The 26,659-nt window shown below is 41.1% G+C and carries 25 protein-coding genes and 1 pseudogene; 4 read left to right on the plus strand and 22 right to left on the minus strand.

Going from position 1 to position 26,659, the window contains the following annotated elements:
* Positions 1-12 precede the first annotated feature (12 nt).
* The gene (locus PVV64_RS02675; RefSeq protein ID WP_273759620.1) at positions 13-249 is read right to left on the minus strand and encodes a hypothetical protein; all 237 of its coding nucleotides are present in this window, start codon (positions 247-249) and stop codon (positions 13-15) included.
* Positions 250-600: 351 nt separating this feature from the next.
* On the opposite strand from PVV64_RS02675, the gene PVV64_RS02680 reads away from it, so the two are divergent.
* The 4 genes from PVV64_RS02680 (at position 601) to PVV64_RS02695 (ending at position 5,770) form a co-directional block, all read left to right on the plus strand.
* Positions 601-2,751, plus strand: a complete 2,151-nt coding sequence (locus PVV64_RS02680) for a transglycosylase domain-containing protein (RefSeq protein WP_273759621.1) — start codon at positions 601-603, stop codon at positions 2,749-2,751.
* 17 nt (positions 2,752-2,768) lie between these two features.
* Complete coding sequence (locus PVV64_RS02685) at positions 2,769-3,365, plus strand: DUF1214 domain-containing protein (protein WP_273759622.1); 597 nt, start codon at positions 2,769-2,771, stop codon at positions 3,363-3,365.
* A complete protein-coding gene (locus PVV64_RS02690; RefSeq protein ID WP_273759624.1) occupies positions 3,358-3,897 on the plus strand; it encodes a hypothetical protein in 540 nt (179 codons plus the stop codon). Before PVV64_RS02685 ends, PVV64_RS02690 begins: the two co-directional genes overlap by 8 nt.
* Before the next feature lie 1,087 nt (positions 3,898-4,984).
* Positions 4,985-5,770, plus strand: a complete 786-nt coding sequence (locus tag PVV64_RS02695; protein ID WP_273759626.1) for a DUF1499 domain-containing protein — start codon at positions 4,985-4,987, stop codon at positions 5,768-5,770.
* A gap of 1,083 nt (positions 5,771-6,853) precedes the next feature.
* On the opposite strand, the gene PVV64_RS02700 is transcribed toward PVV64_RS02695, so the two are convergent.
* The 21 genes and pseudogenes from PVV64_RS02700 to PVV64_RS02805 form a co-directional block, all read right to left on the minus strand.
* On the minus strand, positions 6,854-7,222 hold the full coding sequence (locus PVV64_RS02700) for a helix-turn-helix domain-containing protein (RefSeq protein ID WP_273759628.1): 369 nt from the start codon (positions 7,220-7,222) through the stop codon (positions 6,854-6,856).
* A gap of 136 nt (positions 7,223-7,358) precedes the next feature.
* Positions 7,359-7,577 carry a hypothetical protein gene (locus PVV64_RS02705; RefSeq protein WP_273759630.1) on the minus strand — a complete coding sequence of 73 codons (219 nt, stop codon included), beginning with the start codon at positions 7,575-7,577 and terminating at the stop codon, positions 7,359-7,361.
* Positions 7,558-7,776 carry a hypothetical protein gene (locus PVV64_RS02710; protein ID WP_273759684.1) on the minus strand — a complete coding sequence of 73 codons (219 nt, stop codon included), beginning with the start codon at positions 7,774-7,776 and terminating at the stop codon, positions 7,558-7,560. The genes PVV64_RS02705 and PVV64_RS02710 overlap by 20 nt, the downstream gene beginning before the upstream one ends.
* Positions 7,709-7,936, minus strand: coding sequence for a hypothetical protein (locus PVV64_RS02715; RefSeq protein WP_273759632.1), 228 nt, complete (start codon positions 7,934-7,936; stop codon positions 7,709-7,711). The genes PVV64_RS02710 and PVV64_RS02715 overlap by 68 nt, the downstream gene beginning before the upstream one ends.
* Positions 7,933-8,598 (minus strand): lysozyme, encoded by a 666-nt coding sequence (locus PVV64_RS02720; protein ID WP_273759634.1) that lies wholly within the window; start codon positions 8,596-8,598, stop codon positions 7,933-7,935. Before PVV64_RS02720 ends, PVV64_RS02715 begins: the two co-directional genes overlap by 4 nt.
* Before the next feature lie 15 nt (positions 8,599-8,613).
* Positions 8,614-10,527 (minus strand): hypothetical protein, encoded by a 1,914-nt coding sequence (locus tag PVV64_RS02725; RefSeq protein WP_273759636.1) that lies wholly within the window; start codon positions 10,525-10,527, stop codon positions 8,614-8,616.
* A 6-nt stretch (positions 10,528-10,533) separates the two neighbouring features.
* On the minus strand, positions 10,534-10,797 hold the full coding sequence (locus PVV64_RS02730) for a hypothetical protein (RefSeq protein WP_273759637.1): 264 nt from the start codon (positions 10,795-10,797) through the stop codon (positions 10,534-10,536).
* A 9-nt stretch (positions 10,798-10,806) separates the two neighbouring features.
* Positions 10,807-11,787 (minus strand): phage tail protein, encoded by a 981-nt coding sequence (locus PVV64_RS02735; protein WP_273759639.1) that lies wholly within the window; start codon positions 11,785-11,787, stop codon positions 10,807-10,809.
* Positions 11,780-12,772 carry a transglycosylase SLT domain-containing protein gene (locus PVV64_RS02740; protein WP_273759641.1) on the minus strand — a complete coding sequence of 331 codons (993 nt, stop codon included), beginning with the start codon at positions 12,770-12,772 and terminating at the stop codon, positions 11,780-11,782. Before PVV64_RS02740 ends, PVV64_RS02735 begins: the two co-directional genes overlap by 8 nt.
* Positions 12,772-14,960: pseudogene (locus tag PVV64_RS10435) on the minus strand (hypothetical protein). The gene PVV64_RS02740 and the pseudogene PVV64_RS10435 overlap by 1 nt, the downstream one beginning before the upstream one ends.
* Positions 14,953-16,779, minus strand: coding sequence for a hypothetical protein (locus PVV64_RS02755; RefSeq protein WP_273759644.1), 1,827 nt, complete (start codon positions 16,777-16,779; stop codon positions 14,953-14,955). The pseudogene PVV64_RS10435 and the gene PVV64_RS02755 overlap by 8 nt, the downstream one beginning before the upstream one ends.
* Positions 16,779-17,834, minus strand: coding sequence for a tail fiber domain-containing protein (locus PVV64_RS02760; RefSeq protein WP_273759645.1), 1,056 nt, complete (start codon positions 17,832-17,834; stop codon positions 16,779-16,781). Before PVV64_RS02760 ends, PVV64_RS02755 begins: the two co-directional genes overlap by 1 nt.
* Before the next feature lies 1 nt (position 17,835).
* Entirely contained in the window at positions 17,836-18,219 is a 384-nt protein-coding gene (locus tag PVV64_RS02765) for a hypothetical protein (RefSeq protein ID WP_273759646.1), read from the minus strand.
* A gap of 41 nt (positions 18,220-18,260) precedes the next feature.
* A complete protein-coding gene (locus PVV64_RS02770; protein ID WP_273759647.1) occupies positions 18,261-19,718 on the minus strand; it encodes a hypothetical protein in 1,458 nt (485 codons plus the stop codon).
* Complete coding sequence (locus PVV64_RS02775) at positions 19,718-20,416, minus strand: hypothetical protein (protein ID WP_273759649.1); 699 nt, start codon at positions 20,414-20,416, stop codon at positions 19,718-19,720. Before PVV64_RS02775 ends, PVV64_RS02770 begins: the two co-directional genes overlap by 1 nt.
* 91 nt (positions 20,417-20,507) lie before the next feature.
* Positions 20,508-20,939, minus strand: coding sequence for a hypothetical protein (locus PVV64_RS02780; protein WP_273759651.1), 432 nt, complete (start codon positions 20,937-20,939; stop codon positions 20,508-20,510).
* A 30-nt stretch (positions 20,940-20,969) separates the two neighbouring features.
* The gene (locus tag PVV64_RS02785) at positions 20,970-22,112 is read right to left on the minus strand and encodes a N4-gp56 family major capsid protein (protein WP_273759652.1); all 1,143 of its coding nucleotides are present in this window, start codon (positions 22,110-22,112) and stop codon (positions 20,970-20,972) included.
* A gap of 98 nt (positions 22,113-22,210) precedes the next feature.
* A complete protein-coding gene (locus PVV64_RS02790; protein ID WP_273759654.1) occupies positions 22,211-23,122 on the minus strand; it encodes a hypothetical protein in 912 nt (303 codons plus the stop codon).
* A 16-nt stretch (positions 23,123-23,138) separates the two neighbouring features.
* Positions 23,139-25,193, minus strand: coding sequence for a portal protein (locus PVV64_RS02795; RefSeq protein ID WP_273759656.1), 2,055 nt, complete (start codon positions 25,191-25,193; stop codon positions 23,139-23,141).
* Positions 25,178-26,503, minus strand: a complete 1,326-nt coding sequence (locus PVV64_RS02800; protein WP_273759658.1) for a PBSX family phage terminase large subunit — start codon at positions 26,501-26,503, stop codon at positions 25,178-25,180. The genes PVV64_RS02795 and PVV64_RS02800 overlap by 16 nt, the downstream gene beginning before the upstream one ends.
* Positions 26,484-26,639 (minus strand): hypothetical protein, encoded by a 156-nt coding sequence (locus PVV64_RS02805; protein ID WP_273759660.1) that lies wholly within the window; start codon positions 26,637-26,639, stop codon positions 26,484-26,486. Before PVV64_RS02805 ends, PVV64_RS02800 begins: the two co-directional genes overlap by 20 nt.
* Positions 26,640-26,659: the final 20 nt, after the last annotated feature.

Raw genomic sequence — 26,659 nt, forward strand, 5'->3', positions numbered from 1 at the left:
ATCTACAAAAAACTATTCGGCAGGAACAGAAACTTCAACACGGCGCAACTTTTCACCATTACGAGCAGGTACAACAACCACAATGTCACACATATCTTTTCCATCCTGAACAACCGGTTTTGAACGGACTAATACCCCTTTTTCTTGGGCGGACACCTTTTTGCCTACCTCAGCACAATTAGACGCCAAAACAGAATATGCCCCCCCAAAAATTGCTATGATCATGAATAAGAAAAGTTTTTTCATCATACGCATTTCATAATCTATTTTAGATGAATATAGGGTGAATAACCGCTTTTGTGTATTCAAAAAATTACACTGGAGTCATGATTGATCCTCTGTATAACAGAATAATAGCATAATGCTATCTAAAATTAAAAAGATTTCAAACTAAAATCTTTTTAATAATGGTAAAATAGTGAACAGAAAAAAGTTTTAAACAAATCATCAAATCTAATACATTCTCTACAAGAGAATAAATAATCACCATTCTAAAATAAATACTTTCCTAATTAGCGCTATAGCAAAAAATGAATTTTGCTCCATATAATTATTATTCAATTTATTTTGTTGCATTGCTTTGCCATAGGCTCTTTTTCAATGTTTTATTTTTTTAAAAAAAAGAAAAAAAAACATCATAAACCATTTCATAGTCCTGCGCTCATTGAATTAGATGCACTCTTTGATACAACACTTTATCGACTCTGCTCTGCCAATCGTTTTTTCTGGAATAGGGCAAAAATCATCTCACAATCTCTGCATATGCGTGGATGGAAACGCTTTATAGTCGAAATTCTTAATGAAGCACTCACATTGGGATTGATCGGTTTTACTCTTTTTACTGCTGTTGGTCTTTCCGTTTTTGAACTAACAAAAAAAGATTGGTCTTTGCCAAAAAATTTTTCCATTCTTTTTCTAGATCGCTATGGAAATCCCATTGGTCACCGTGGTGCCTTACCAACTGTATCTGTCCCCGTTGAAGAAATGCCTGATTATGTTCTTAAAGCTGTTCTCGCGACTGAAGACCGTCATTTTTTTGATCACTGGGGTATTGACTTGCAAGGATTGACGCGAGCAATTTCCCAAAACTTGCAAGCTAAAAGCGTGGTTCAGGGGGGGTCAACCCTTACACAACAACTGGCTAAAAATCTGTTCTTAACAAATGAGCGAACCATAACACGCAAAATCAGAGAAGCCTATCTTGCTCTTTGGCTAGAAGCAAACTTGAGCAAAAAACAGATTTTGCAACTTTATCTTGATCGCGCCTATATGGGAGGAAATAATTTTGGTATTGCAGCAGCTGCAAAATTTTATTTTGGAAAAAACATCAGCAATATATCTCTTAGCGAATCCGCTATGTTAGCAGGGCTCTTTAAAGCCCCAACAAAATATGCTCCTCATCGTCACCTTTTTGCTGCCCAAACACGTGCTAATGTGGTACTTGCTAATCTTGTCAATAGCGGTTTTATGACTGAGAGCCAAATTATCAACGCCCATCGTTATCCTGCTAGGGCACTTCCAAAAGTAAAAAATACTCAACCTGATTATTTTCTTGATTGGGTCTTTGGTGAAATCCAAAAAATGCGTGATCAACTGCCAAGTCACAATTTAATTATTCAAACCACCCTTGATCCGACTATTCAAAAAGCAGCAGAGGAATCAATTGCGTATCATTTACAGCAATATGGTCAACAATATCGTGTCACACAAGCCGCCACCGTCATACTCGACAATAATGGCGCTGTACGTGCAATGGTTGGAGGAGTAGATTATAATAAAAGCCAATTTAACAGAGCAACACAAGGCGGCAGACAACCTGGCTCTTCATTCAAACCTTATATTTATGCACTCGCAATGGAACATGGCCTGTCTCCCTCAACAATTGTCTTAGATGCTCCTATCAATTGGGGGGGCTGGTCACCTAAAAATAACTCTGGTCGTTATCTTGGTAAAATTGATTTGGCAACGGCTTTAGCCTTTTCCATCAATACAGTTCCTGTCTATCTTACCTATCAATATCTTAACCGCGATACAAAACCCATCATAGATCTTATCAAAAATATGGGAATTGAGGCACATATTTTATCCCATAAAACGATGATTTTGGGGACATCCAATATGACGCCCATGGATCAAGCCACCGGTTTTAATGTCTTTGCTAATGGGGGAATGGCTGGAAATCGCCATGGTTTCACAGAAATTAAAACAATAGATGGACATGTGGTATGGGACTTTGAGCATAACGGCAATAAACTACATCGAGTTCTCACTAGCCAATCAGCAGCTTATATGAACCAAATGATGGTTGGTGTGACCACACGAGGATCAGGTAAACGCGCTGCCCTTCCCATGACGCTTGTAGCTGGAAAAACTGGGACATCACAATCCTATCGCGATGCGTGGTTTGTTGGCTTTACCGGTAATTATACTGGAGCTGTATGGATGGGCAATGATGACTTTTCACCAATGAATCGCGCTTTTGGTGGCGGTGTTCCTGCCATGATATGGCACCGTATTATGCTTTCTGCACACCAAAATATCATGCTCAAACAGCTCTATGGTGTTGAACATTCTCTCCTGCCTTATCAACCACCAATACATCCTTCTAATAATGATCCTGAACTTGTCCCCCCAACACCCTATACACTCTCCTCTGAAACATTGGATATTTTGCGTCTGATTAACGATGCTCTGAAAAAGCCACCTACCATCTCTTTGAAAAGGGAAATGATCGGAGCAGCAAAACTTTGAATTCGAGATATCCTATTATGTTTGTTAAGATTATCATTCCCTGTTTCATCTTTGCTTTTGCCCTTTTATGTGGAACACTGAGTGTCGATTATATACTCAATTCCTTTCCTTATTTCGGACGCTTCACAATTGGAGAATGGAGCGCTTACCCTGACATGGGAACCTCCAACACTGATCCCTATGCGCGCGCGCGCGCTGCCAAACGAGGTGATATTTCAATGGGACACACAGAAGGACTTGTGTTTCAAATTTGGAAAGACAACTCTGGGCGCCCATTACACCCTTACTGCCATTACTTACTTAAAGGCGATATCCCTGACGCTCGCCTCTTTACACTTTATACTGCTGACAAATCACTCAAACCATATACTTCATCCAAGAATATCCCTTTCAAACTTTATACTAACAATATTATCTATGAAAGTGATGGCTCATTCAGCATCTATATCTCACCAACACCCCAAACCGGCAATTGGCTTGCAACGGTTGGTCAAAAAGAATTTGGGCTTATTCTCACCTTATACGATACCCCAATCATCTCCGCAACACCCTTGCAAAAGCTCACAATGCCCTCTGTAGAACAAATTCCATCAGGACAAATGAACTGTGATTAGATTCCTTCACACCGCATTTCTTGTAATTATTGGTGCTCTTATCGTCCATATTTGCATTCTCTTTCTGATCCCTTATTGGGCAGAAAATAATATATGGACAGAACTTCAAAAATCAGGCGATCCTTATCAATTTGTTGACCTAGATTCGCATAATCCTCTGCAAAAGACTGTTGATCCATTCTTTCTTCTTAAAGTCTGCAGATTTGATCTCGAAAATGGCCCTGTTCATTTAAAGGCTTTGAAGACAACACAATTTTGGTCACTCGCGGCTTATACACAAGATGGAACTATTTTTTACAGCCTAAATGACCGAACAGCCCCTGATGCTACACTTGATCTTATCATTGGAAAACTAATACACATTATAGAGCTTAAAAAGTCAAAGCCTAAAAATAATATAAATTCAGTTCTGGTTGCTAAAAAATTGAATAAAGGTTTTGCACTCTTACGCATCTTTGTACCTTCCCTACTTACAAAGAAAGAAAGTGAAGCTTTCTTCTCATCGGCGACTTGTCACAGGTTGAATGAATAAAAGCACAACAATCTCTGACTGTTTCTTTCTATAAAAGTAAATAAAAATATCTATAGCATTATTCAATTATAAAGATTAGTGATTGCCTCATGCCTTTATGTTTCACGTTCTTTAATATAGAGGCACAGCTCCTACAAAAAATGGAACGCTATTGTGTTGCATATTTACGGGCTTGTTTTATAAAAACATCTCTCAATGCACCCAAAGCGATTTCACAACAACGTCCATAAATGGGATATTAAAATCTATTGTGCACCATCATCTTTACGCTTATGAGCTTCATCATATTCTTTACTAGTCCCTATGTTATGATAGCCTTTGTATTTGAGAGTGTTCATCAGAGACATTTTCTTGCTTTCTTCAAATTTTTTTATCCACGCGCCAATTCCATTTGTAATATGCAAAGGAATGATTTTGATTGTTCCAACATAAGAGAATTTAAAATGAAAGAACTTACGATATTGAACTCTCTCATTTAATATGAAAAACGATAACTTATATTTATAAATCAATATATTATAAAATTATATCAAAATGGTTGTTTCCAACCTTCATTAATCTCATATAAGAATGAGAAGGCTATTCTCATTCCAACTTTTTAAAAACTAAACTTTTTATTGAAATAAAAAATCATCATAATGATTGCCATAACAATCTTCTCTTAAAACATAAATCTGCTATATTACAGTGCATAGAAAACAGCACATTGTTTCAATATAATATAACCTCTGTTGCAGAGAAGCACCCTATTTGATAGGAAAGTATTTTTTTGAACTAAAAGTCATCAAAATAGCTAAAAATTCTAGACAAACAGACTTGTCGCAACAATATAACTTGTTCTCTGAATTTATGTCTATGTGATAATAAACTATTCTTATAAAACTGGACCGGTACCATAATAAACTCTAGAAATAATAATTGCTTTCAATGAATACTTCAGAAGCATTACTGGAAATTGATGGGCATCACACATCCTTGATCTTAAAAGTAAGTGCTTTACTTTTGTTGTATGGTCAGAAGCTTTTTGTGAGATATAAAATCTGAAAAAATTTTGCTTCTAATCCATGGTCGAGGGGAAGAAAGCTTCATGCAAAAAACATATGTTCAGTTAATCTCAAGAGCAGCAGTATGGTCACCCCGTTTTGGAGGGCTCGCGTTTTTTATTTTATTATTTTCAATAATTTTACAGCGTTTTTCTGTGATTGATGTCGTTGTTTTTATCATTTTGATCATCATCTCTTCTTGCTGTGTTGTTGTTTCTCTTTTCCTTGCATTCAAAGCCCTATACAGTTTGTGGGTGTATGGTGCTCTAGGGGGAATGAAAGCTTTAAAAGGAATTATTTATTCACTAATTACTAGCATACCATTAATGCTGTTTTGGGAACTTTGGTTTACTTTACCAGCTCTTCATGATATTTCTACGGATACACAAAGACCGCCAGTTTTTTTTCGCACAGCACGCCCCAGTAATGCTTTGCCGCTTAAGAGTGTTTTGATCAAACAAACGGCATTACAAATGTCACAATGGCCGGAAATATCAGGGCGTCGCTATGACGGACCTCCTGATCGTATTAGCGATTGCGTTCTTAATGTATTAGCTGCTTACGATTGGCCTATTATCGCTCAACGAGAACTTAAAAGTGAAGAACATGAGATTTATATCGAAACGATGGCAAAAACTTTTTACCTTGGTTTTGTTTCAGATATCGTCATACGTTTAACCGATGAAGGCGATACAACTTTTGTTGATATGCGTTCTGCTTCTCGTTATTTGCCAAGAGATTTAGGATCCAATGCTGCTTTTATTATCGATTTCATGAATGCACTGGATACAGAAATCGCTTCACTCCCTCTCTCACAAAATGGTGGATAACAACCAAAAGATAATAATCTAAATACGACATACTCTTAAAGTATAAAAAAAGCTTTTAAAAAAGCACTCCTAACGATAATTGCTAATATTTAAAGACACTATCCAAATGCCATCAGTAAACATTTTTTTTAAGATCAGTCATATATAAAAAATAATAATTAGTTTTTATAATAACATGTAAAAATAACAAATAATTTTTTATTATTTATTTAAGTTATTAAATAAATTAATTTTATAATATATATTGATAGAATGTATGTAATTCCATATAGAAACAATTTTATAAATAAATAATCATTGTTCATATAAATAACGTATACAAATAAAAAATGTTATAGACAATAATATAACGAATATAATGAACCAAAATATGCTTAACAAAATTTTTTCCAAATTTCTTTTTTACTATAACCTTTAGATTTATACTGTAAAAACGCTGCATAGAAAAATATAAATAAAGCAGATGTAGAAGATAATAATTCTACAATAATACGAATAAGATCACTCATAAAAAAATCCAAATTAAATATATAATTTTGTAAAATTATGCACCTAAACCTTCCTGTCAAGTTTGTAGACACATAATTATGCCTACAAGCTTGTTCATTTTAGAAATATCTGCTGATTTTTATATTAGCGATAACATGCATAGTCTTTATATCCCAGACCTGTAGCAAATCCTACTCCAGAGCCGCTCTTCCTCCTAATAATAGGACCTTCTCCACACCGCCTAGTGGTCCTCCAACTGCCCCCTATAAGTCCACCATTACCACTCCCATATTATGTCCCGTATATCCCATAGAAAATCCTGCAGAGAGATAATCTCCAACAGTAGACCTAGGTTGTGATTCACTACTTGAAAAATTCATTGATGAAATATTTGACCAAAAATAGCAAATGACGGTTAAGGGTGTTAATCTACTCTCAAGCTAAACTTTGATTCATTGATTTCATTAAAGTATGGCTGGGGTACCTGGATTCGAACCATAAAATTATATGCTATAATACATTGATTTTATTTATATTTTTTAATGGTTAGGGAATGTATAATTAGGTTAGGGAATAGGATTTTCAAACCTATCCCTAAAAAGCACTTTCTTTTTTGTCGACTTTTTCCAATAATTTTTTAAATTCTGTCAAATCCTGTTGTGAAAAATTTTCTAAAGTTCTAACAAACATGCCAACAACTTCACGCCCAAATGAATCAGAAGGTTTTATTGTAAAACTCTTACGGCAAGAGTCAGCCTCTTTTCTTAAAAGAAAAGCTATATCTTGATTTAAAGCGTAGAGCTTGATGATCTTTTCTTCCATACCAACCGGTACAGATTTTTTGCCAATTTCAACTGAAGATAAAAATGCTACAGATATATCTAATTTTTCAGCCATATCTAAAAGGCGTTCAGAGTGATCAATACGAAGTTTGCGTAAAATTTTGCCAAATGATGTAACCAATATAAAAAGTCCTATTCGAGAAGAAATATTTCTTCTGATTCTAACAAACTTTTTCCAGACTTGCTTTAATTATTGCGAATAAGACTTCTTTTCGAGGTGTTTTTGGTGACTGTTTTTAAGGAGAAATTTGATGCATCTAATTCTTTGACAACCACTGTTTTAAATGTGCAATGACATTATCTATCGCATCCATAAGACGGGCAAAATCAAGGATAAGCAAAAAAAGAAAAAAGACTATCCATTTCATGAGACGCGACATCACTTTCACACTTTGGTAGGTAATAATCATTTCTTGAAGCATTTCTTTTTCCGCTTCTGTAAGCTCTGTGTGTTTTTCACCCTTTTTTCTTACCATGTTCCCACCCACACAAGCGTTCGCCTTGCTTATTATGTTTTAAGATCTCTCTTGCTAAGTTTGAACTGATGACCTCAACATCTCTCTTGTCTAAATAAATGGGCAACCAACCAAGACAAGAAGAAGCATATTTATGGGTCACGCAACCAGTCAGAGAGAGCAGCACGCACATCAGCATCAGTTTTTTTGTTAACTTCATCTTCCACCTCAAGCCGTGTTGTTGCTGCCTTTAAAGAATTTTCTGTTTGCTTTTGCACTTCAGCCTTTTTGCCAAGAGTGAAAGCTTTTACTAAAGCTATAAAAAAAGCGGCGAAAGCCGCACCTGTGAGCATGAGATTTTTTTTCATCCATAAGATCATAAACTCTGCTCCTGAAAACGTTTAGCAACAAAGAAAAAACCAGCAGCTGCAGCTAAAACCATAACAGCAGCGAATGCCCATTGCACTGGACCATTGCCCGCTAAAAAACCTCCAAGACCTGAGAAAGACCCAATAATGGGTGCCAATGCTTCTGCTTTGAAAAGCCCTGTTGGTGCTTGCGTTTCTACGGTTTGATAGTTTGAGGAAACAAAAGCGCCTTTTGCCCATAATCCTGCTTCTGCTGCACGCCGGTGGACAAGACCTTGTAAACGTTTTCCTCCCGCTTTGGTCCACTTTTGTAATTCAGCAGGTATTGCTTCATAATCGCCTTTGTTTAGTTTTTTCAGTAACGTAGAATTTTGGAAAGCTGGAATGCCTACATTATAGCAAAAGGAAACAAGAGCACCAAACTGCTCGTCACTTAAATTCACACCAACTGCTTTTTCTACCGCTTGTTCATATTGGCGCAAATCTGCGAGAAGCATGGTTTCAGCTTTTTTTTCTGTAATCACCATCCCCTCAATAACTGTTGGTTTGCCAGCTTTTCCCGTATGTCCGTAGCCAATCGTCCAAACACCCGAGACATCTTGATAAGCCTGCAAGCGCAAACCTTCCCACTTTTTCAAACAATATAAACAATCCTCGCTTATTTTCCGTGCCATCGTTCCAATTCCATTCTATAGATATACCTTTATAAGTACTGCTCCGTCACCACCATCGCCACTTGATGAGTCTGTTGCATCTTTTCCGGGGAAATAACCACCACCACCACCACCATAAAGTTCCTTACTCCCTTTAGGACTTAAAGCGCCTTTACCACCATGACCGCCCCACATGCTATGTCCACCATGACCGACTTGACCATTAGAATAACTACCGCCACCGCCACCACCACCACCATAAACACTACTTCCACCATCACCACCTTTACCGCTCATGCCGTCAGGTCTGCCAGTATCACCTTCCCCACCTTTACCGCCAGTGCTACCACCGCCACCACCGCCATAAACACTACTTCCACCATCACCACCATTACCGCCTCTACCGCCTCTATCGCCCATGGTGCTAGTACCACCATCACCACCTCTACCGCCTTTACCGCCTAAACCATAAACACTACTCCCACCATTACCACCTCTACCGCCTTCACCGCCCTGAAAAACACCACCATTACCACCCCAACCGCCCCAACCACCATCAGATAAAAAATTATCGCCACCACGACCGCCACTGCCACCATTGCCAAGACCTTTGTCATAACCACCATAACCGCCTTGACCACCATGACCGCCAAGAAAACCATCTCCACCATCACCGCTATCTTTGTCTTTAGCATCCTCACCTTTAAACACGCCTTTTTGATAAGGTTTAATGGAGCCTTCTCCACCAAAAGCTGTAATAAATTGACCAACTACTGTGGGACAGCCTGCAGGATTCTCAGGAGATTTTCCGCCTTTTCCAATACACACCGAATTATTCCCAAGAAATTTCTTCTTTGTTCTTACATACGTACAACAACCACCAAAACCACCTTCGCCGCCTTGTATATAATGAAGACTATCTTTCCCAGCATCGCCGCCACCCCAAGCCCATATTTCAAGTTCCGTTTCATCAGTCGTTCCTTCTGGCCAAAGAATATCGCCACTTTCTGTCATGAGAATTTCAACAGGTTTTTTATAGCCATTCTTATCGCTGTTGTTGCAATTTGCTTTCATTGAAGCCATGAGGTCGGCTGGTGAGATAAGGGCGTCTATTGTTTTTGTACCATCAATCCAGTCTTGTTGTGCAAGAGGTTGAATGAGATCAACTTTTTTCTGTACACTGCGGGCTGTATCTTGGGCTTTATCGGCTGTCGTTTTTGCTTCACTTGCAACATGAAGCCCTTGTTGTACAGCGTCTTCAACTTTATCAATTTTTGTAATCTGTGTACGTTCTTGGGGCGTTAAGATAAGATGCTCATTTCCCTCTTTCATATTCTCCATATCAAACGCATCTTTTTCTATTTTATCTGGATCATAAACTGATTTTGACATACCAAAAGACTTTGATGCTACGAAATAGCTAATGGTATTTTTGAGATCTGCTGGAGATATGGGATAATAAACGCCTTCAATTCCCTTCTGCCATTTTTCTATTGTTGGTTGGCTAGGGCTTAACCACTGTAGCTTTGATCTTTCCTCTGTTGTTAAAATCTTTTTGGTAGGACCCTCACTCATATTTTCCATAGAAAATGCATTTGCCCTCACATTATTGGGGTCATATGTCGCCATACTCATATCGCCAATTCCTAACGGCGATATTTTTATCCAACCATCCCCTGATAAAATCGTATTTTCACTAGCCTCCCCTCTTGCCCTAATATCGTTAACAGTAATCTTATCTTTATAAGCAAGGGCTCCACTATCTCTCTTTGCAAGCGCTTCATCAGCTTTCTTTCCTTGAGCTGCACTCGCAAAATATCCAACATCATAAGCTGCTGCACTGCCCACAGAACTTGGAGCAAGAGCCTTACTCTCTAAAACTCCCTCTTTGACTTCTTCCTTCGTTGCTGGTTCAAGCTTAAAGATATGCGTATGATAGGGTAATGGCATGGTCTTTCATTCCTTAGTAAATCTGTTTTTGGGGTTTTGGGAGATGTGAGACTGTAATTCATTAATAAGTTTTTGCATGGTCTCTATACGTTTATCCGTCACTTCTTTATATTCTGCAAAAGCGCTTAAAAGATCATGCTGTATGTCGCTTTTGACAAGATCAAGCACCTTATTTAAGGGCGCATGGACTATGCGATTGCTTGCATAAAAAAGGACGCGGATTTGCTCCGCGTCCGCAATATCATCAATAGCAGACGGATTATTAATCATCTGAAAAACTCACGACTTTATGGCATAAACAACCGTCGTATTCACAGGACGCGTTTCTGTCTCACCTGTGGAAGATATGGTTACCTTATGCGTGTGTGCCCCAGCAGGCTCTGTTACTCCTGTGGTGGATACAGGATCATAAAATGGATTCCTTCGACCAACTCTATTGGCTGGCCATCCAAATGTTTGATAGCGAAAACTGTGGGTATGCTCCCCTGCCTTTTCAATGGTGGCGGCGTGTGTATGTGCTTTAAGAGTATCATACTGTGTCTTGGCAAATTGTCTACTTCTGTCTAAGCCGCGACCATTATCAAAGCCCCGTAAAAACATTCCTCTAAAATCTGGAACTTTAAAAGTTGTATCGCTGTCTTTTCCCCATTTATCACCTATTGCCTTGAATAATTGCGGATACTCTTTGCGTTGATACGTTGCTCCATCACATAAAAGCCAACCACTTGGCAGTTCTTGCATAGCAAAGGTGGCAATAAACCCGCAAGGGAAGGTTTCAACCTTTGGAGGTGGAATGGGGGTAGGATTTAAAAGATACCAGCCATCAAGATCTTTTGTTGATGAGCCATCATTATAGACGATTTCATAAATACCACCCGTTTGTAACTCACCACCCTCTAATGGCACTATCCCCCTATTGCTCATTTTATAGAGTGGCTTTGCCCCTATATTATTCACATTTATTGTTGCAGGTCCCACATTTGTACCACGTGCTTTAAAGCGTAGAATGATATCATTTTTATATTTTTCTATAGGCGAAACCGTTGTTAATGTTATGGACGTTGTTTTCTCTTGTTCACTCACCATAAATTTTGCATCAAGAGAACCACCATTATCGGCAAGATATTCACGCACACGCTGCATCATGACACGCGCACTATCATTGACAGAACTCGGGGGTTGTCCCTCTGACCAATTAATCATGCTATCGGAATGCGCATTTTTATCAGCTGTTAGTGACCAATCATAAATATCAGACATAATAAGCCCCCGTTCTTCTTAATAATTCTTCGCGCAATTGCTCTTCTTTTTGCCGCCCATAAGAACCAACAGATTGCCGCCTTGAGGGATCAATCAGAGCTGTTAAATCTGTCGGGTGCCCAGTCGATTGTGAGAAACCCGCTATGACTGGTTGCTGTAACATTTGTTGCTGTACCATCTCTGCCTGCTGTTTTTGTCTTTCTCCATTCTCTCTCATTAAATGAAGCAAGCCGGAAAAGCCCTTTTTAAGAGCACCTGCATCAATACCTTGCCCTTGCAATGGTGTGGTTTCCATAATCCGTCCTGTTAAATTGTCTCCGCTTTCAGGTGCCATCATTCTGTTTGGGAATGGCGTATCATATGCCATTAATTGGTTTCCCCCTTGATCACCTTGACCCACTTGATTCCCTTGAAGTGTCTTTTGAAGCCTCTCAAACCCACGCAAAGGACCCACCTCGTTTGGTGCTGCTTGTCCATTGCTTTGGTTTTGCTGTATCATTCTCTTCAAAGCATCTCCCGTTTTATTGTAAAGCCCATAAACATGATTCATAAAATCCCCTGCTGTAGCTTCCATATCGCCACCATTGAGTGTGACTGCCTGTCGACCTAAAAGCTGGCTTGCTGGAATATGTGGATTTTTTATAAGCTTCACAGCCCCTGCTGGTCCTTGTTGATGTGCAAGATAAAGCTCTGCCTCTGATGGCTCTCTGCCTAATGCTGTGGCTAAATAACGTGTATTATCCTTCGTTAACCGTGCCATAGCATCGGTTGCTTGAAAGGGATCAAACTTGTTATTGAGTTGATAGTGTTTTGCTGTTGAATCGAGAAATTGATACAGCCCTCCCGCACTGCTGTTCTTATTTCTTGCATTTGGATTACCATTACTTTCTATCATAGCGACACGTTCAAGAAAGCTTTCTGGCAAACCATATTTTTGTGCTGCCTGTGAGATAGCACGCTTTACATTGGGATGAAAATTGATCATTAGTTTATAACCGTTCTATCAGCACTGCTATTCAAAAGAATACCAAGAAAATTGAAGAATTTTGTGTGATCTTCTTTTGTTATTAAGCGTTTCTTTTCTGCTTCATGAAACTTCTTAATTAATTCAACGGCTTTTTCTCTTGCTAACCCAAAATCTCCTTTTTCCCGTGCTGTTATGAGAGCCGCAATATCTCTCTCAGTCTCTCTATGAACGCTTGAGAATTTGCGTCCAAATTTCCCTAAGAAATTTTTTACAACTGCCTTGATGAAAGCAATCTTTCCTATACCCATAGTCTGTTGTGCCCCCCTCTCTTCCACTTCACCTATATGGTTTGGCAATCGTGCAAAAAGCTGTGTTCTTTCCACTTCTGGTCGCAACACTTTCATAAGTTGCTTGGCTTTATCCTCACCAAAAATATGCTGTAATTTTTCTTGACCATTTTGTGTATCAAACAAACTCAAAAGACTGTGTTCAAAATTCTGTGCATTGCCTGCCGCAGTTTCTATTTGTGACCGCATCCCTTTTTGAAAAGCCTCTTTTTCCATCAACCCCAAATCTGAAAGTTGTCTGTTGATTGTATCAAGATCAACACTCTTATTCAGTGCTTTTTTTCCTTGCTCCAAAGCATCACCGATAGTACGCTCGTCATAATAAATTTTCCGTGCCTTAATATATTCTGGAGATGATGTATCCAAAACGTCCAGAATGCGTTGTTTGAAATCAGTCAAATCTCGAGCATATCCCCATTTTCCTTTGATACGTGTAGAATTAATTTGATCATCCAAAACCTCTTTCATCTTATGTAAAATTCGCATATTCAGCTTTGGATATCCATTGATCCCACTAACGTTTGCATCCACTTCATTTGGCTTTGTGCAATTGCTTTTTTATAGGCTTTTTGGAAGGCAGGAGTTTCTTGCAACCGCGATAAATCTTTACTGACAGCATTAGAAATAGGAGAAGCTTTCGCCCTCTCATAAAATGGTTCAGCCTTTTTCTGTGCTTGTTTGATAATCTCTTGCTTTAAATTAAGCGTATCTACTTTTGGACCCATCACATCTGTCAACGCATCCTTTACCCGCAGTGCACTTGCACCTTGCCTTTCATTCAAACGATTACTTACGAGCGAATATGTATCATGGTCTTTTTTTGCTGCCTTAAAAGCTCTTGTAGCAAGCCCATCGTGAAGATCAATAATCATTGAATCAGGACCTCGCTGTTTTAATGCCCTTTCAAGCTTATCAACACCTTCATCCCCTAAAGTTTGGCTTACATCCCTAAGCGCTCTATCGCTTATGTGAAATGCCTCTTTTTCTACTGGTTCAGTTTTACCAAACAATTTCTCAGCTGTTTTTTTGAGAGCCTCAGGCGTTTTTTTAAGTGATCTTGTCGCAAAAGATGTTGCTTTTGATACACCACTGGCAACAAATGGTGTTGCAACGCCTAGCCCCGCACCTAATCCTGCAGACACTAGAGTATCTGCAAGCCCTTCCCCCTCACCACTGCCTGCTATCCCACCATAAATGGCTCCAGTTTTTGCTGCACGCCCCAAGCTAAATTTTGCCGCCTCTTTACTTGCTGCGGCTTTCATTGCGGCTTCACCTGCCGCTTTTGCCGCTGCCCGTTCTGCACCCTCTGCTAAAGCAGATTGCACCGCCCTTTCTCCTGCTGCTAAAGCTTTACTGGTTATTTGTGCTCCTGCAACACCAGCTCTACCTCCCAGCACAACATCAGCCCCAATTGCCGCACGAGTAGCAGCAGGAGCGCCAAGACCTGGTATTAGAAAAGGAATTGCAGCGCCCGCTAAATTCCCCGCAAGAGATAGATAAAAATGATCTCGGTTCGCCGCTCTTTGATAATCACGCCATCGCTTTGTTACTTCATTATATTTTTTGACTGCCTCATCTGTTCCATTCCACAACCCCTCCCAAAGTGCTGATGCCAACCCTGCTGCTTCATCATCATAGCCTAGCGTTAACCCATGAAGAGCACCCCATCCAAAAGCACCCGCTGCACTTGGATGTGGATCATCTTCTGCTGTGATCGCATTATTTTCTGCAAAAGAACCCCTTAGCCTTTCCTGATTCTTCGCGAAAAGCTCTTGAAGTTGTTCTGGTGTATAGTCACTTACATGCCCAATGACTCTCGTGTTTTTACGATTAATAAGAGGAAGAATTACTTCAGCCATTGGTTTGTTTCTCCTTAATGCGTCCATCACTATCAATAAACAATACACCTTCCGGTAATGCTTCTATCTGTTTTTCTATTGGATCATTTGACTGTGCATGATTTCCCTTATAAGCATCTTTCCCATAGGCTGCTTGAACGAGCTCGCTTGTTGCTTCTGCACCACCAAAAAGAATTGCGCGCGTTGCTGCATTGGATTTATTGAAAGTGTCAATAACTGTTTTTAAAGATTTCTTCATTTGCTCTGCGGAAAGGTTTTGATACAGTGCCGCTACAGAGTTTTGCAAGGTTTGCAATTCCATATTAGACAAGTTCCCAAAGCCAGATGCGCCATTTGGTGAAAATGCTTTTGCTTTTCTCAAGGCATCAATCCCAATATTCGCCTTTAATGAATCAAGCATATGCCCAAAATCTTTTGCCTTAAAACCAGGTATGAATGACTCTATAGAACCCGTGAAACCAACAACATGCGGGTGTTCCTCAATAATTTTTAGTAATTCTTTAGATGCCGAGAGTATACGATTTGATCTGTCCGTTGTATCCAGAATTTGCATTTGTGTTTGTTGGTTTTTACGCTCCTCCTCCTTCTGTTCTTGAATTAATTTATGTTCTGCACCACTGCCTGCAATTGGCACCGCACGTATGCCACCAAGTGCATTTTCATCCTTAACATACATATAACCTGATTCAGGCTTTGACAGCATGCCATCGGTATTCCCCCCTAATCCAGAAGCAGTGGAACGTTGTCCTCCTTGGACAGGTATAATTTTCCCTGTGCTTGTTGAGACTTGGAAAACCATATCCTCAGGCAATCCTTGCTCTGCCTTTTCTGCTGCTGTCAATGTTCTATAGCCTTCTTGAGGGCTTAACGTGTTGCCTATAACTTTCATGGCAAGATCAGGATATTGCACAAGGGCTTGTGCGTCTTTATCACTATATCCTTTTGAGCGTAAAAACTCAAAAATTGGTCTATTTTGAGCACGTATATTATTGCCCTGCCGCATAACAAGCGCCGCATTTGAAAAACTTTCCTGTGGTGTCTTCCCTGATGCAAGCCCCGCAAAAAAATCCATGAGATGCTCGGAAAATTCTGATTTTCTAAAACGCTCCCATAAGCTACTTGGGTCTGCATCTTTATGGATAAAATTTCCAACTGCGTTTACATAATCGGTTGCCTGTTCGGCCTTAGCATTTGCTTTTAAATGTTCTTCTTCTGGAATAGGCGTATGAGAAAGTTTTTCTTCATTGACAGGGCTGCTCTCCTGCGGATTTTCTGCCATAGATCTGTTGTTGATCTCTGTAATATAATCCATCACATCTTTTTGCTGTCGCCCAGCTTTATCTCCACTAGACTGATCAATGTTCCCAACAAGTGGAGTTTGAGGGATCATTGATGCAACGCCTCCCTGCTCTGAGAAGTCATGTTTTTGTTGCTCTGGCACCTCTTGTATCTTAACAGTATCCTTTGAAACATCCGGCAAGGGGGGCATTTGGCGCTTTAAATCATCTGTAGACATAATCAATTCTGCTAGCGTTTTTTTCCCAACTTCTCCTCCTCCTGTTTGAGCACCGCGAATAAGCTCTGTAGGACTCAATTTTTGTGGAGTATTATCCCCATTGCTCGCATCAAAAGGGTTTGTGCTAAAAGCAGCACGTTCTAAAAAACTTGGCTTGTATCGCCCTTCCAACGGCGTGCTTGGAGGGGTAGAAAGCTGTTCGAACAAATGCTTTGGCAATTGAGGCATGACCTGATACATCAAGGGACGCAAAAATTTTGGATCAAACAACTTTAAAAGAGAATTTGTGTTTTCTTGTTCCATCACTGCACCCTTTCCATCTCAAAGCCAAGCTTGCCATAATTCACATGCAAAAATCCTGTCGCCTTATGTAAGAAAACAGCTTCAGGCTTTAACTTTAAAACATCTTGTGCCATCACCCCGCGATAGCGCTCTGGATAACCCTTGTAATTATACTCATAGAGTTTGTGTCCATCTCGCTGCCCCACTTGTACGATATTTTCTTTCGCTCTGATGTCGCTAAGCCCAGCAAAAGTACCAAGTATAGTTCCAACATTTCCAACAATCTCCCACGGATTAGGTTTTGGCTGTGGAGTCAATGTCGTCATTTGTCCTGTTCGCGTTCCATAATTTCCAGCAACAGCCCCACCAGCTGCGAGCAACTTACTTAACTGGTCCCAATCAAGATTGTTCTGCTGTTCCCATTTTTGCCGCTCTTCATCCAATTGCCGTTGATGATTGGCATCAAGCAAACCGCCCCCTGCCAATGCGTTGATATTTGCCTGACCTTGACCTTGAAAAAAGTTATTAGCTCCCGCCAACTGATTTTGATTTGCTTGGTCAATGAGACCATTGGCATTCATCATGTTGTTGACATCTTGGTTATATTGCTGCGACAAAGCTTGTGTTGCTATACCCCCCAATTCATCTGCCAAAACACCGGTATGTGCACCCGAACCATAACGCCCCGCACCTGCCATTGAACTATTAATAGAGTTTGTTGCTTTGTTTAATGCGTTTTGAAGTGCTTCATTAAAGTAAGGATTGTTGCCTATTTGCTGCCCTGAAGCCATGTTTTTTAAGTTTTGGCTTGTTGAACTTTGCCCTGTAGCTAATCCATTTAAGTAATTGTTATCATAGTTATGCGTATTATTGGTAAGCCCATTAATCGCATTTTTTGTTTGATCACTTAAATCTGCAACACGCTGCCCATCATAAACAGCTTTTCCGCTGTCTTGGTTATAAAAAGTCATGGCATCTTGAGCAGCACGTTCAAAGATGCCCTTTGCCCATGCAGGAGGGGCATTTGTTTGCGTCGTGTTTTGGGTATTCTGGATTGGTTTTGAACTTTTTCCCATGTTAAAGTTGCTTTCTATATTCTAAAAGATTAACGAGATATCCATGCGATTTAAGAGATTTTTCCCACCCACGCCTGCCTATGATAACAAGCTCTTTTGCCCCTTTTTCCTTGTAATAAGCTTCAATCTGAGTGATAAGCTTCGTGAGGTGTGCTCCTCCCTTTCCACCAAGTGTGACAATAACCGCCCGCAAAGCGCCTGTGACAAGTTTTTGTAACTGTGTTGTGACATGCGCCATAAAGTTTTCATGTGCATCAACGATAATCCAAAGAACTTTTTCTCCCTTCAAAATATCGTTTAAAATAGTCTCTGTATTATAATCATCAGGGAATTTTTGATTAAAATAAGCTATTGATTTTATCACATTGTCAAAATAGGGCGCCATTTGTTCAGCGCTCCATTTTTCCGTGTTATAAATTTTAAAACTCATCTTATGCCCGCCGGTTTGAGCGTCACATCAAAGCCTGTTATATGTGTCCATGGCGTGCCTTCTGGTATTCTCAGACGCAAAGCGTGATAACGCGCTCGTGAGCGGATATTGTACATCCCACTGCTATAGCCAGCGTAACGTTCTTTTGCCCAATTTAATTGATTTCTATCATCAATGATAAAAGCAGCTCCAACGCTTAAAAGGCCATTTGTCGTATCAGCTTGAACAAAAGCCTCACTCATCAAGTTGATCTGCCTGCCTGTATCGCCTACAGTTTGTGACGCAATCACTGCTTCCATCGGAGAACCTGCAAAAAAACCAAATCTATTGTCTTCTGTAAACGCTCCCAACATTGGCGCGCCATTTTGCCACATTTTACTATCAAGAGAGGCGCGTAAATCTTTCAAACACTTTTCTACTTCGTCTAAACCTTCTAAGGTATAACCTGCCGCAAAAAGAGGAAATAAGAGAAGTCTTTGACCTTTGATGACACTCCATATTTGCAAGAGCCAATCATAAACATAGATATTCATCCCCATCATCTCGTCATTGATAGAAAAATAAACGCGTGAATAGACCGGATCAATACAGGCTCTCATCTCATCAATGGCAAAGTTATTATAAAGCGTAAAGATTGTTTTATCGACTTTGCCAAAACCAATAGGCAATATTTCTCCGATATTGTTGATTTGATAAAAACCATCATCAGAGATAAAGAAAGTATAGTCTCCACGGCTTGCAATTGCCTTACTGCTTTTTGCCCCTATTTTGTCTTTTATTTTTACAAAACTAAAGATTATTTTAGACCCTGGAACAAAGGTTGCATGATAAATGGCAGAACGCATAAAAATCAGTGGGTTGGTTGCTTGTGTTGCTCCTTGTATATATTCCCCATCTGGAAAATCCTGATAATCGCAACTTTTCTCACCAACCTTCCAGTGTGTCGCATCATTGAGACCTGACCAGTAAACACGATTTGGCTTGTCTGTTAATTTCATCAAACAGACAAAATCTCCCCAAATACGAACAAGTCCAGCACGCGGAGGATTGCCTCCCAAATCCTCAAATCTCTCTGCTGTCTTCAAGGCAAATATTTGTGGTGTATCATTGTTGTTAACAGCAATGATGTAATCACCAAAGACAGCAAAAGACCAAGGGGCCATTTCATTGGCATGATAGGGTTCGCCAAGCTTGCTCACATCTTTCCACCCGCGCGTGCTGTTATCATATTCGTAGAGTTTTGTTGAGGTCCCTACAATGATGCGCACACCACTTAATGAGCGTACAGCATAGACCCCCAAAATGATATCGGGAAAAGGTTCTGAAACCGGTGCAACTTTGGGAATTGGAATATAGGAATTTGGGGCTGGTAAAACATTTACGATCTCACGAGAATAACCACTATTGGTAAATGCAACATCGGGTCTAAACTCGGCAATAGAAATAAAAGTCATCAGAAATCCGTATGTTGAATTTTGAGCAAATTCTTGCGCCGTGAGGTCTCAATTTGCAGCGCATCAAGTTGCTCTTGAAACATAGCAAAAGCCGCCGCTGCCATCTGTGGTTCTTTCATAATATTGGTGTAAATTTCATATTTTGCCCGCGTTTTGATCAGCTCATAGGCTTCCAAAAACCATATGGACGCTTCTTTTACACTCTCAATATCTTTTATTCTGATCGGATCAAGAAGGAGCCTGATAGAATAGACACGGTCTGGGATGGGATACAAAATAAGCTTTTGGGCAAAATAACTGTAGTGGGTGGGCTTCCCATGGTGGGGCTCATTCTCAAAGTTCTCAAGAACAAGCGGATCTGTATACAAAAGCTTTGATTTGCTGTGATGATCCTCATAAATATAAGCATCAACAATGCGAACAGCCGTTGGAATAACTGGATTTTCCTCAGCTCCATAGCGGCTTTTCCCCTTGAGAGTGGTCAAAACAACTTTGCGACTTTCATTGAAATAAAAAGGCAATCGTTCACAAAAGCGAATGGCTGAAAATATCGCCTTTTGAACTTGATCCACATATTCATCTGTTTGATCGTCTATTTCATCTTGAATATCATTCACCATCTGAATGAAATTTTTATTATGAGGAACAAGAGTCTGTTTGTCGCCAATCGGACCACCTGTCTGTACTACTATTGTCATAATAACTCTCTTCCAAATGTCTTAAAAACTCTCGAGAAATGGGGAGGTAAACAATAGACGCCCCCCCCCTTATGCCTTTCAATTTGCGCCTTTAACGATTGGTATAAAACTCAACAATCACCTCAGCCTCCCCTTTGCTGCTTTTTGTCTCTTGTGTCATATAAATGAGCTGTTCAGTGTCTTGTGGAACATCGCGGATCTCTATGGGGAGCAAAAGATGATCTACATTGGGTGAAAAAAGCGTTGCCTTACCGTATTCATCTCCATGAATGGTTTTTCCAAAGACAACATTTGTCAGATCAAAATCCTTCAGGGTATAAATTGTAATGTCTTTGAGAAACGCCCCACGGGGGAGAACGCCAATTTTCGTGACCAACCCTTGGTCTGTATGTTTAATACGCGCGCGTAAAAAACTCACCTGCTGCGTCGTGTTGTTGCGTCCCTGCAAAACAGATGGCAACCCCTCATCGCTCATGCCAACAGTTTCACCAGCTTCTGGTTTCATTGGAGATATTTCTTCCATCATTGTTCTCCTTTCATGACGTTAAAATGGTTAGCTGATTTCAGCAAAAGAAGGGATCACAATCGTGCCAAAGTCTTGTCCCCCTTGATCAGAATGCGGCAAGGTATAGCGTGACTTTTTCATACCGATAATGGTCTTTGCTGCCACCCCAAATTCCCGTTGATAATCAAACAGTTCTTCAACAAGTTTATAGCGTGTTCCCCCTTTCCCATCACCTCCTGTTGCTCCATTGCCAACGCGCCCATAAGCCATAATAACGCTTTGCGCCCCAAGCAAAATAGCACGACGAACAGAGGAAACTGGCTCCCCTGTCTTTGAATTTACACCGTTTGGCACATGTTCAGCTTCACGTAAAATGACACCGTTATACATACCCAAAGAGCCATCAAAAATAGGATTTTTAGACCGTGAACCATCGTAAGCTGCTTTGGTAATGTCTAACCATTGCCCGCTCTTTGTATTGGTACGCAATTGAGTTACCTGTGTTGGATGGAGATACATCACATAAGCAGATTTTCCATCAACACGAACAGGGCGCAAGCGTGGATTAGCAAGTTTCGCCCGTTCAACAGCTTTATCTATAAGATCTAAGGTAAAAACATCCTCTTTTGTCAGTTCTTCATCCGTCTTTTTTTTAGCGGGGCGAATAACTCGCAATTTGCTTGGCTCTAAGGGCGCATTAAAACCATAATGTACGGGTTTGAGGGTTATGGTGCGTCCTTCAAAATGAATCCATGGTGCGCTATAGCCTGCTGCCTGAATGAAAAACATCAGGCTTAAACGGTCGGCATACCAATCAACAAGCCCATCTTTTGCTTCCTCGCGTAAGTTAAATAACACCCGTTGTTGATCAATGGTGCCTTCATATTTCACGCGCACTGCATGAGAAAGCTCGTTGATGTGCACCGTTTCATTCATAAATTGGAGGGCTTCTTCATTGCCTTCCAGCGTTTGCCCCTCGCTCACACCATCGCCCATCAGTTGGACTCGTAATCCGCTCGTCACAGTGTCACCAGCGGATTTTCCGAGCATATCCAATACTTGGATAATGCTGTTTTTGCCTTTCCCCATTAGCGGTGCAATAGGCAACGCCTTTGAAGTTTCTGTGTTTAGCATCTTAGCCCAAACGCCAACGGCTAATGGGTCATTAAGATTTACCTGTGTTACTGCCATTTCAAACAATGCCTTTCTTGGTTTTTAAAACTCGCCTTGCGGCACCCCCAAACGATAACAATCACTTGGTTCTCTGTGTTGCGCTACCGCGCACATCTTCACGCTCTGCTCATAATTTGTTCAAATTTTTCGGGATTTTTTTCAACCCATACAGCAAATTCGGCTTCTGGCATGGAAAAAAGCGTTCTCACATCCATACCACCTGTTGGGGTTTGCCCGCCACGCGCTGTCAGTGTTCGCGCTGCTTGAGAGCGCTCTTGAAGGACTCCCACTTCGTCGTGAACTGGCGCTCCACTATAACCAAAAGCTTTCGCTTTTTGCACAAGCACCTCGATTGGGTTTATGCCGGCTTTTTGGCATTGCTGGCATATTTGACGCAATTCAGCACCAATTTGCTGTTGGCGTGCCACAGGGTCTTTCCATTGCGGATAAAGGCTTGCTTGCGCTTGTAGAACATTGTCTGCTCTTTCATAGAGATAGTCCGTGATACTGTCTAAGTCTGGATATTTATCTTGTACCTGCGCTTTGGCTTCCTCGAAATAATCCCCTAACTTTTGGCGTTCATATTCCTCTTGACTCATGCGCTCTTGGCTCTCTCTTATATGAGAAAATTCATCAAGCAATTTCTGTTGTTCCTGTACCTTATGACTAAGCCATGCAACATGTGCTTTTGGGTCGTCTTCTAGGGATGGAACATTTTCATCACGGCGACGCGTGATTTCTTCTTGCATTGCGGCATATTTTTGCGCAAACTCAATGGCAAGTTCGCGCGCTTCAGCAGCACTTTGTTCTGCCTTTTGGCGTGCTTGCCGTTCTTGCTCTAATTTATCAGATTCTATTGCATCAGAACTTGGCTGCTCCTGAAGAGCTTCTACAGGTGGCTGTTCAGAACTTTCCTCTGCTTCAAACACCTCTTCAACTTGCTCTGGCTCGACCAACTCAACAGCATTATCACTGGCAAAATGTTCGTCATAAATTGCTTGTTCTTCAGGTGTAAACTCTTCTTCCATATTCTCTTTTGCTCCTTTAGTAGATTTGCGCTCTTGCTGTTGTTGCTCGATACTGTTCCAATTGTGCTCGATACGCTTTTCTCTCTAGGTCACGCTGCGCTATCTCATTTTTTGCCCGTTGTAGTTCGAGCTGCATGCGCGCTTGTTCTTGTTTCAAGAAAAGCTCAATATTTTTCTGCTGCAACGCTACCTGCTTTTGTTGTGCATCAAGTTGATAAAGTGCGCCCTTTGCTTGGCACTCCTGTTGTAAAGCTGCAATCTTTGCTTGTTGCTCTGGCGTTAATTGTGTTCCTTGGCTTTGTTGCATCATCTGCTGTTGCTGTTGTTCTTGTTGTGCCTGCTGTGCCTTTGCGGTTAAACTTGCCACCAATGTTGCCGGTAATGGTGAAAGCTTTAAAAGATCTGGAATCATCTCTGGTGTTAAGAAACCACCAAGCAACGGCAACATCTGCGTCATTGCTGCAAAAGTTCTCTCTTTTTCATTGGGGCTTGTTGGTGAATCATCAACAATAATGTCGTATTCAAGCGTTGTGACAGCTTCACGTGTTAAGGGTACATACTGCGCATTTTCTGGTCCAGAAATCCGTACCAAACGCCCATCGGAAAGATAGTTTTGAATAAGATAAAGGATAATCTTTCCCTGTCGGCACCGATAAAGCTTGAGATTATCAAACAGCCCTGCAAGCAAATTAAGCGTTGATTGCCGGCGTGTATTTTCCAAGACATTGGCTTGATTAACCTCTCTTGTGCCGATAAACTCTGCCGATAATCCTGTTACATGCGTTATCGCTTCACGCGATTCATTAAACAACTGAAAGAAGCCTTGAGGAAATTGTGCACTTGGCTTCGGTTGAATTTTTCCTCCTGTAAGCGCCCCGTTTTTAACCCAAGTAATGGTATCGGTTCGTGCCCAATTTTCTAGGGCTTGGCGCTCATCATCAAACGCGCCTCGTTCTGCCATCAAGCCACCTTTGGCTTGACTATTCAAAATATACATGACCTGACTAAAATATTTATTCGACCATTTTTGTGGATCTTTTGCGGGGCGAACAATCCCGTAAAACTGGTTCTTAAGTTTATCCAGTGTGCCTGTGATGCATTCCCAGCCAAGCTGCCCGTCGGGGGCTAATGGCTTATCGGGCTTTGCTAAAAGACGGCGTCCCAAAAAAGCGCGTCTTACCACTTTTTTATGAAAACACACCCCTTGGAGTTGTGGTACGACCCTTTGCAGCTGTTCGAACTCTTGTTTGCTATAACTACGCATCTGTCCCGTTTGAAGATCAGGCGCCTTGAAATAAGCTTCGTATTCAAACCAACGGCATTCAACAAGTGTAACATACCGTTTTCCAGAAAGTGAGTCTGATGATGAAACAGTATTGGAATCCTCATGATAGGCATCAAGCGATACATGATACTCCTCACAAGTCGTTGTCTCATCAATTGCCCAATCGGCATGAAGATCTTCAACTGCCACATCAGGAAAAATACTTTTAGCATCCTCAATGGTTTTACGGTCAACATACCACATACGCTGCGCATCAATGAGATTGGGTCGCACAGCATTGGCATCCCATACCATTTTTAAGGGATCTAAACGCTGGACAGCGGGGGTTCCTTCAGGATCTGTTTCATAATCAAGTCTGGTATCTGTCCAGCCCATGCCACAAATGACCATATCCTGAAAAGCATCGGAATCGGCATATTCCGCCTCTGCCTCATCACGAAACCATTCTGCTGCTCCGGTGAGCAATTCATTGGATATTGCGGCTCCTACTTGCCGCGGTTGAAACTGCACTTCACGCTTGTTATTACGCTCTGCCCCAACAATTGCATTGACAAGGGGGGCAATGCGATTAAAGGTCATGACGGGGCGGCGTTGCGCCTTTAAAACTGCAAGATCTTCCTCTGCCCATTGACGACCATTATAAAAATCAAAATCTTCACGTGCCTGTTCACGCCATTCATTGACGTGTTCGACATCTTCCTTATACCAAGATTTTAAGCGCCTATAGAGTTCATATTCATCCAAATCTGTCGTTTTTCTAGAGTTATGACTTAAAATGCCATCCATGATGCCGCTTCTCTTTCCATCGTGCGATAACGTTCTTGTTGTTGTTTTATGCGTGGTGCTTCATAAACAATGCACATCAGTCCAAAGGCATCGGCTGCATGACTCGACCAATCATGCTCGGCGCCTAACCCTATATTCCGCTTCTCATCCCATTTCTCGTGATACCAGTTCAGTGCCTTGCGTCCTGCTACGGTCGTTTCTTCATTGAACCAAACTGAAGGTAAAATACGCCGCACCGCCTCTATCCGCATCTTGACAGCGCCAGCCCCTTGATTAGGAATGACCTGCGTTTCAAAACCCGCATCATTCAAGGCACTCTCAAAACTCACATTATGCACACGGTCTCTGGTTGCACCATCATGGGGGAAAACCATTAATGCCTTCTCATAACCATTTTGACGCAACCAACCGATATGCTCTGATAACGGCTGCCCTTGTGCCTCGTAATAATCAAGTACTCTGATTTCTCTACCAACAAATTGTGCTATCCAAATCGCTGTTGCATCTGCTTTGGCTCCCGTGCCCCCAATATCCCAAAAGGCGCGTATCTGCATCAAAGGATCACGTGCAACACGCCCTATCCGCCCCTCCTCCTCGGCTGCCAACATCTCTTTTTGAAAGTAAGCACCCTGAACAGCGGTAAGATAAGCACCCTCCCATATATGCTTATAGGTCTCTGGACGGTTTCTCAGATCATCAAGTCGGGCTTCATTCAAGATCTTGGGAAACTTCGGATTGTCTGACCAATTGATCTCTACACGCTTAATGGCTTCATTATCTGAAAAACGAAAGCGCTTCTCAACGGGGGCATTATCTCGTAATGGGTTCCATGTTACCCATAATTCTGCTCTCCAACCCTCGCCCTCTTCACGCAATGTCGGTATCAGCGTTTGCCAAGCTGTCTCTGTAACCGGTTCTGCCTCATCAACCCAACAAAGCAAAATACGCCCCATGGATTTGATGCTGGCAATATTCCTATCCAGACCACAAAACTGAAAGCCTATACGACCATCATTTGACTTAATCGAAGACTCCCCAACCTTATAATAGTCCTTTAAAAAGTCATGCGCTTCAATAGCGCGCTTAATCTCCTCTAATGAACTTTCTGCGAGCGAATTTTGAAACTGACGCGCACAAAGGATAGTCCCCGATATCCCTCCCATACCAAATTGATACCCCTTTAAAGCAGCCATCAAAGCAAAGGACCTTGTCTTTCCAGACCCTCGTCCACCCCAAGCCGCTCTGACCAAAGCATCCCCTGCAAAAAGTGGAATAAGCTTTGGTACAATCTTAATCTGTCTTGTCATCATTCATTGTTAAAGGCGCTATTTCCACACGCCCTATGATCTTAATCGCCCCTCCATCTTCCCCCGTCACTTGCAAAGGCAAAACCTTACCAAGCAACGCTAAATAAGCAGCAGGGCATTTAATCGCTTGTTTTTCCAAATAAGAGCAAGGTATTGATT

Origin of the sequence: Bartonella sp. ML70XJBT.G (genome assembly GCF_028618575.1) — a bacterium.
In the GTDB taxonomy this organism is placed as follows: domain Bacteria; phylum Pseudomonadota; class Alphaproteobacteria; order Rhizobiales; family Rhizobiaceae; genus Bartonella.

Bases quoted from the DNA above. Each gene is read 5' to 3' on its own strand.
- PVV64_RS02675 (WP_273759620.1), bottom strand. From the start codon at position 249: ATGATGAAAAAACTTTTCTTATTCATGATCATAGCAATTTTTGGGGGG.
- PVV64_RS02680 (WP_273759621.1), top strand. From the start codon at position 601: ATGTTTTATTTTTTTAAAAAAAAGAAAAAAAAACATCATAAACCATTT.
- PVV64_RS02685 (WP_273759622.1), top strand. From the start codon at position 2,769: ATGTTTGTTAAGATTATCATTCCCTGTTTCATCTTTGCTTTTGCCCTT.
- PVV64_RS02695 (WP_273759626.1), top strand. From the start codon at position 4,985: ATGCAAAAAACATATGTTCAGTTAATCTCAAGAGCAGCAGTATGGTCA.
- PVV64_RS02705 (WP_273759630.1), bottom strand. From the start codon at position 7,577: ATGGTAAGAAAAAAGGGTGAAAAACACACAGAGCTTACAGAAGCGGAA.
- PVV64_RS02710 (WP_273759684.1), bottom strand. From the start codon at position 7,776: ATGAAGTTAACAAAAAAACTGATGCTGATGTGCGTGCTGCTCTCTCTG.
- PVV64_RS02715 (WP_273759632.1), bottom strand. From the start codon at position 7,936: ATGATCTTATGGATGAAAAAAAATCTCATGCTCACAGGTGCGGCTTTC.
- PVV64_RS02720 (WP_273759634.1), bottom strand. From the start codon at position 8,598: ATGGCACGGAAAATAAGCGAGGATTGTTTATATTGTTTGAAAAAGTGG.
- PVV64_RS02725 (WP_273759636.1), bottom strand. From the start codon at position 10,527: ATGCCATTACCCTATCATACGCATATCTTTAAGCTTGAACCAGCAACG.
- PVV64_RS02730 (WP_273759637.1), bottom strand. From the start codon at position 10,797: ATGATTAATAATCCGTCTGCTATTGATGATATTGCGGACGCGGAGCAA.
- PVV64_RS02735 (WP_273759639.1), bottom strand. From the start codon at position 11,787: ATGTCTGATATTTATGATTGGTCACTAACAGCTGATAAAAATGCGCAT.
- PVV64_RS02740 (WP_273759641.1), bottom strand. From the start codon at position 12,772: ATGATCAATTTTCATCCCAATGTAAAGCGTGCTATCTCACAGGCAGCA.
- PVV64_RS02755 (WP_273759644.1), bottom strand. From the start codon at position 16,779: ATGGAACAAGAAAACACAAATTCTCTTTTAAAGTTGTTTGATCCAAAA.
- PVV64_RS02760 (WP_273759645.1), bottom strand. From the start codon at position 17,834: ATGGGAAAAAGTTCAAAACCAATCCAGAATACCCAAAACACGACGCAA.
- PVV64_RS02765 (WP_273759646.1), bottom strand. From the start codon at position 18,219: ATGGCGCCCTATTTTGACAATGTGATAAAATCAATAGCTTATTTTAAT.
- PVV64_RS02770 (WP_273759647.1), bottom strand. From the start codon at position 19,718: ATGACTTTTATTTCTATTGCCGAGTTTAGACCCGATGTTGCATTTACC.
- PVV64_RS02775 (WP_273759649.1), bottom strand. From the start codon at position 20,416: ATGACAATAGTAGTACAGACAGGTGGTCCGATTGGCGACAAACAGACT.
- PVV64_RS02780 (WP_273759651.1), bottom strand. From the start codon at position 20,939: ATGGAAGAAATATCTCCAATGAAACCAGAAGCTGGTGAAACTGTTGGC.
- PVV64_RS02785 (WP_273759652.1), bottom strand. From the start codon at position 22,112: ATGGCAGTAACACAGGTAAATCTTAATGACCCATTAGCCGTTGGCGTT.
- PVV64_RS02790 (WP_273759654.1), bottom strand. From the start codon at position 23,122: ATGGAAGAAGAGTTTACACCTGAAGAACAAGCAATTTATGACGAACAT.
- PVV64_RS02795 (WP_273759656.1), bottom strand. From the start codon at position 25,193: ATGGATGGCATTTTAAGTCATAACTCTAGAAAAACGACAGATTTGGAT.
- PVV64_RS02800 (WP_273759658.1), bottom strand. From the start codon at position 26,503: ATGATGACAAGACAGATTAAGATTGTACCAAAGCTTATTCCACTTTTT.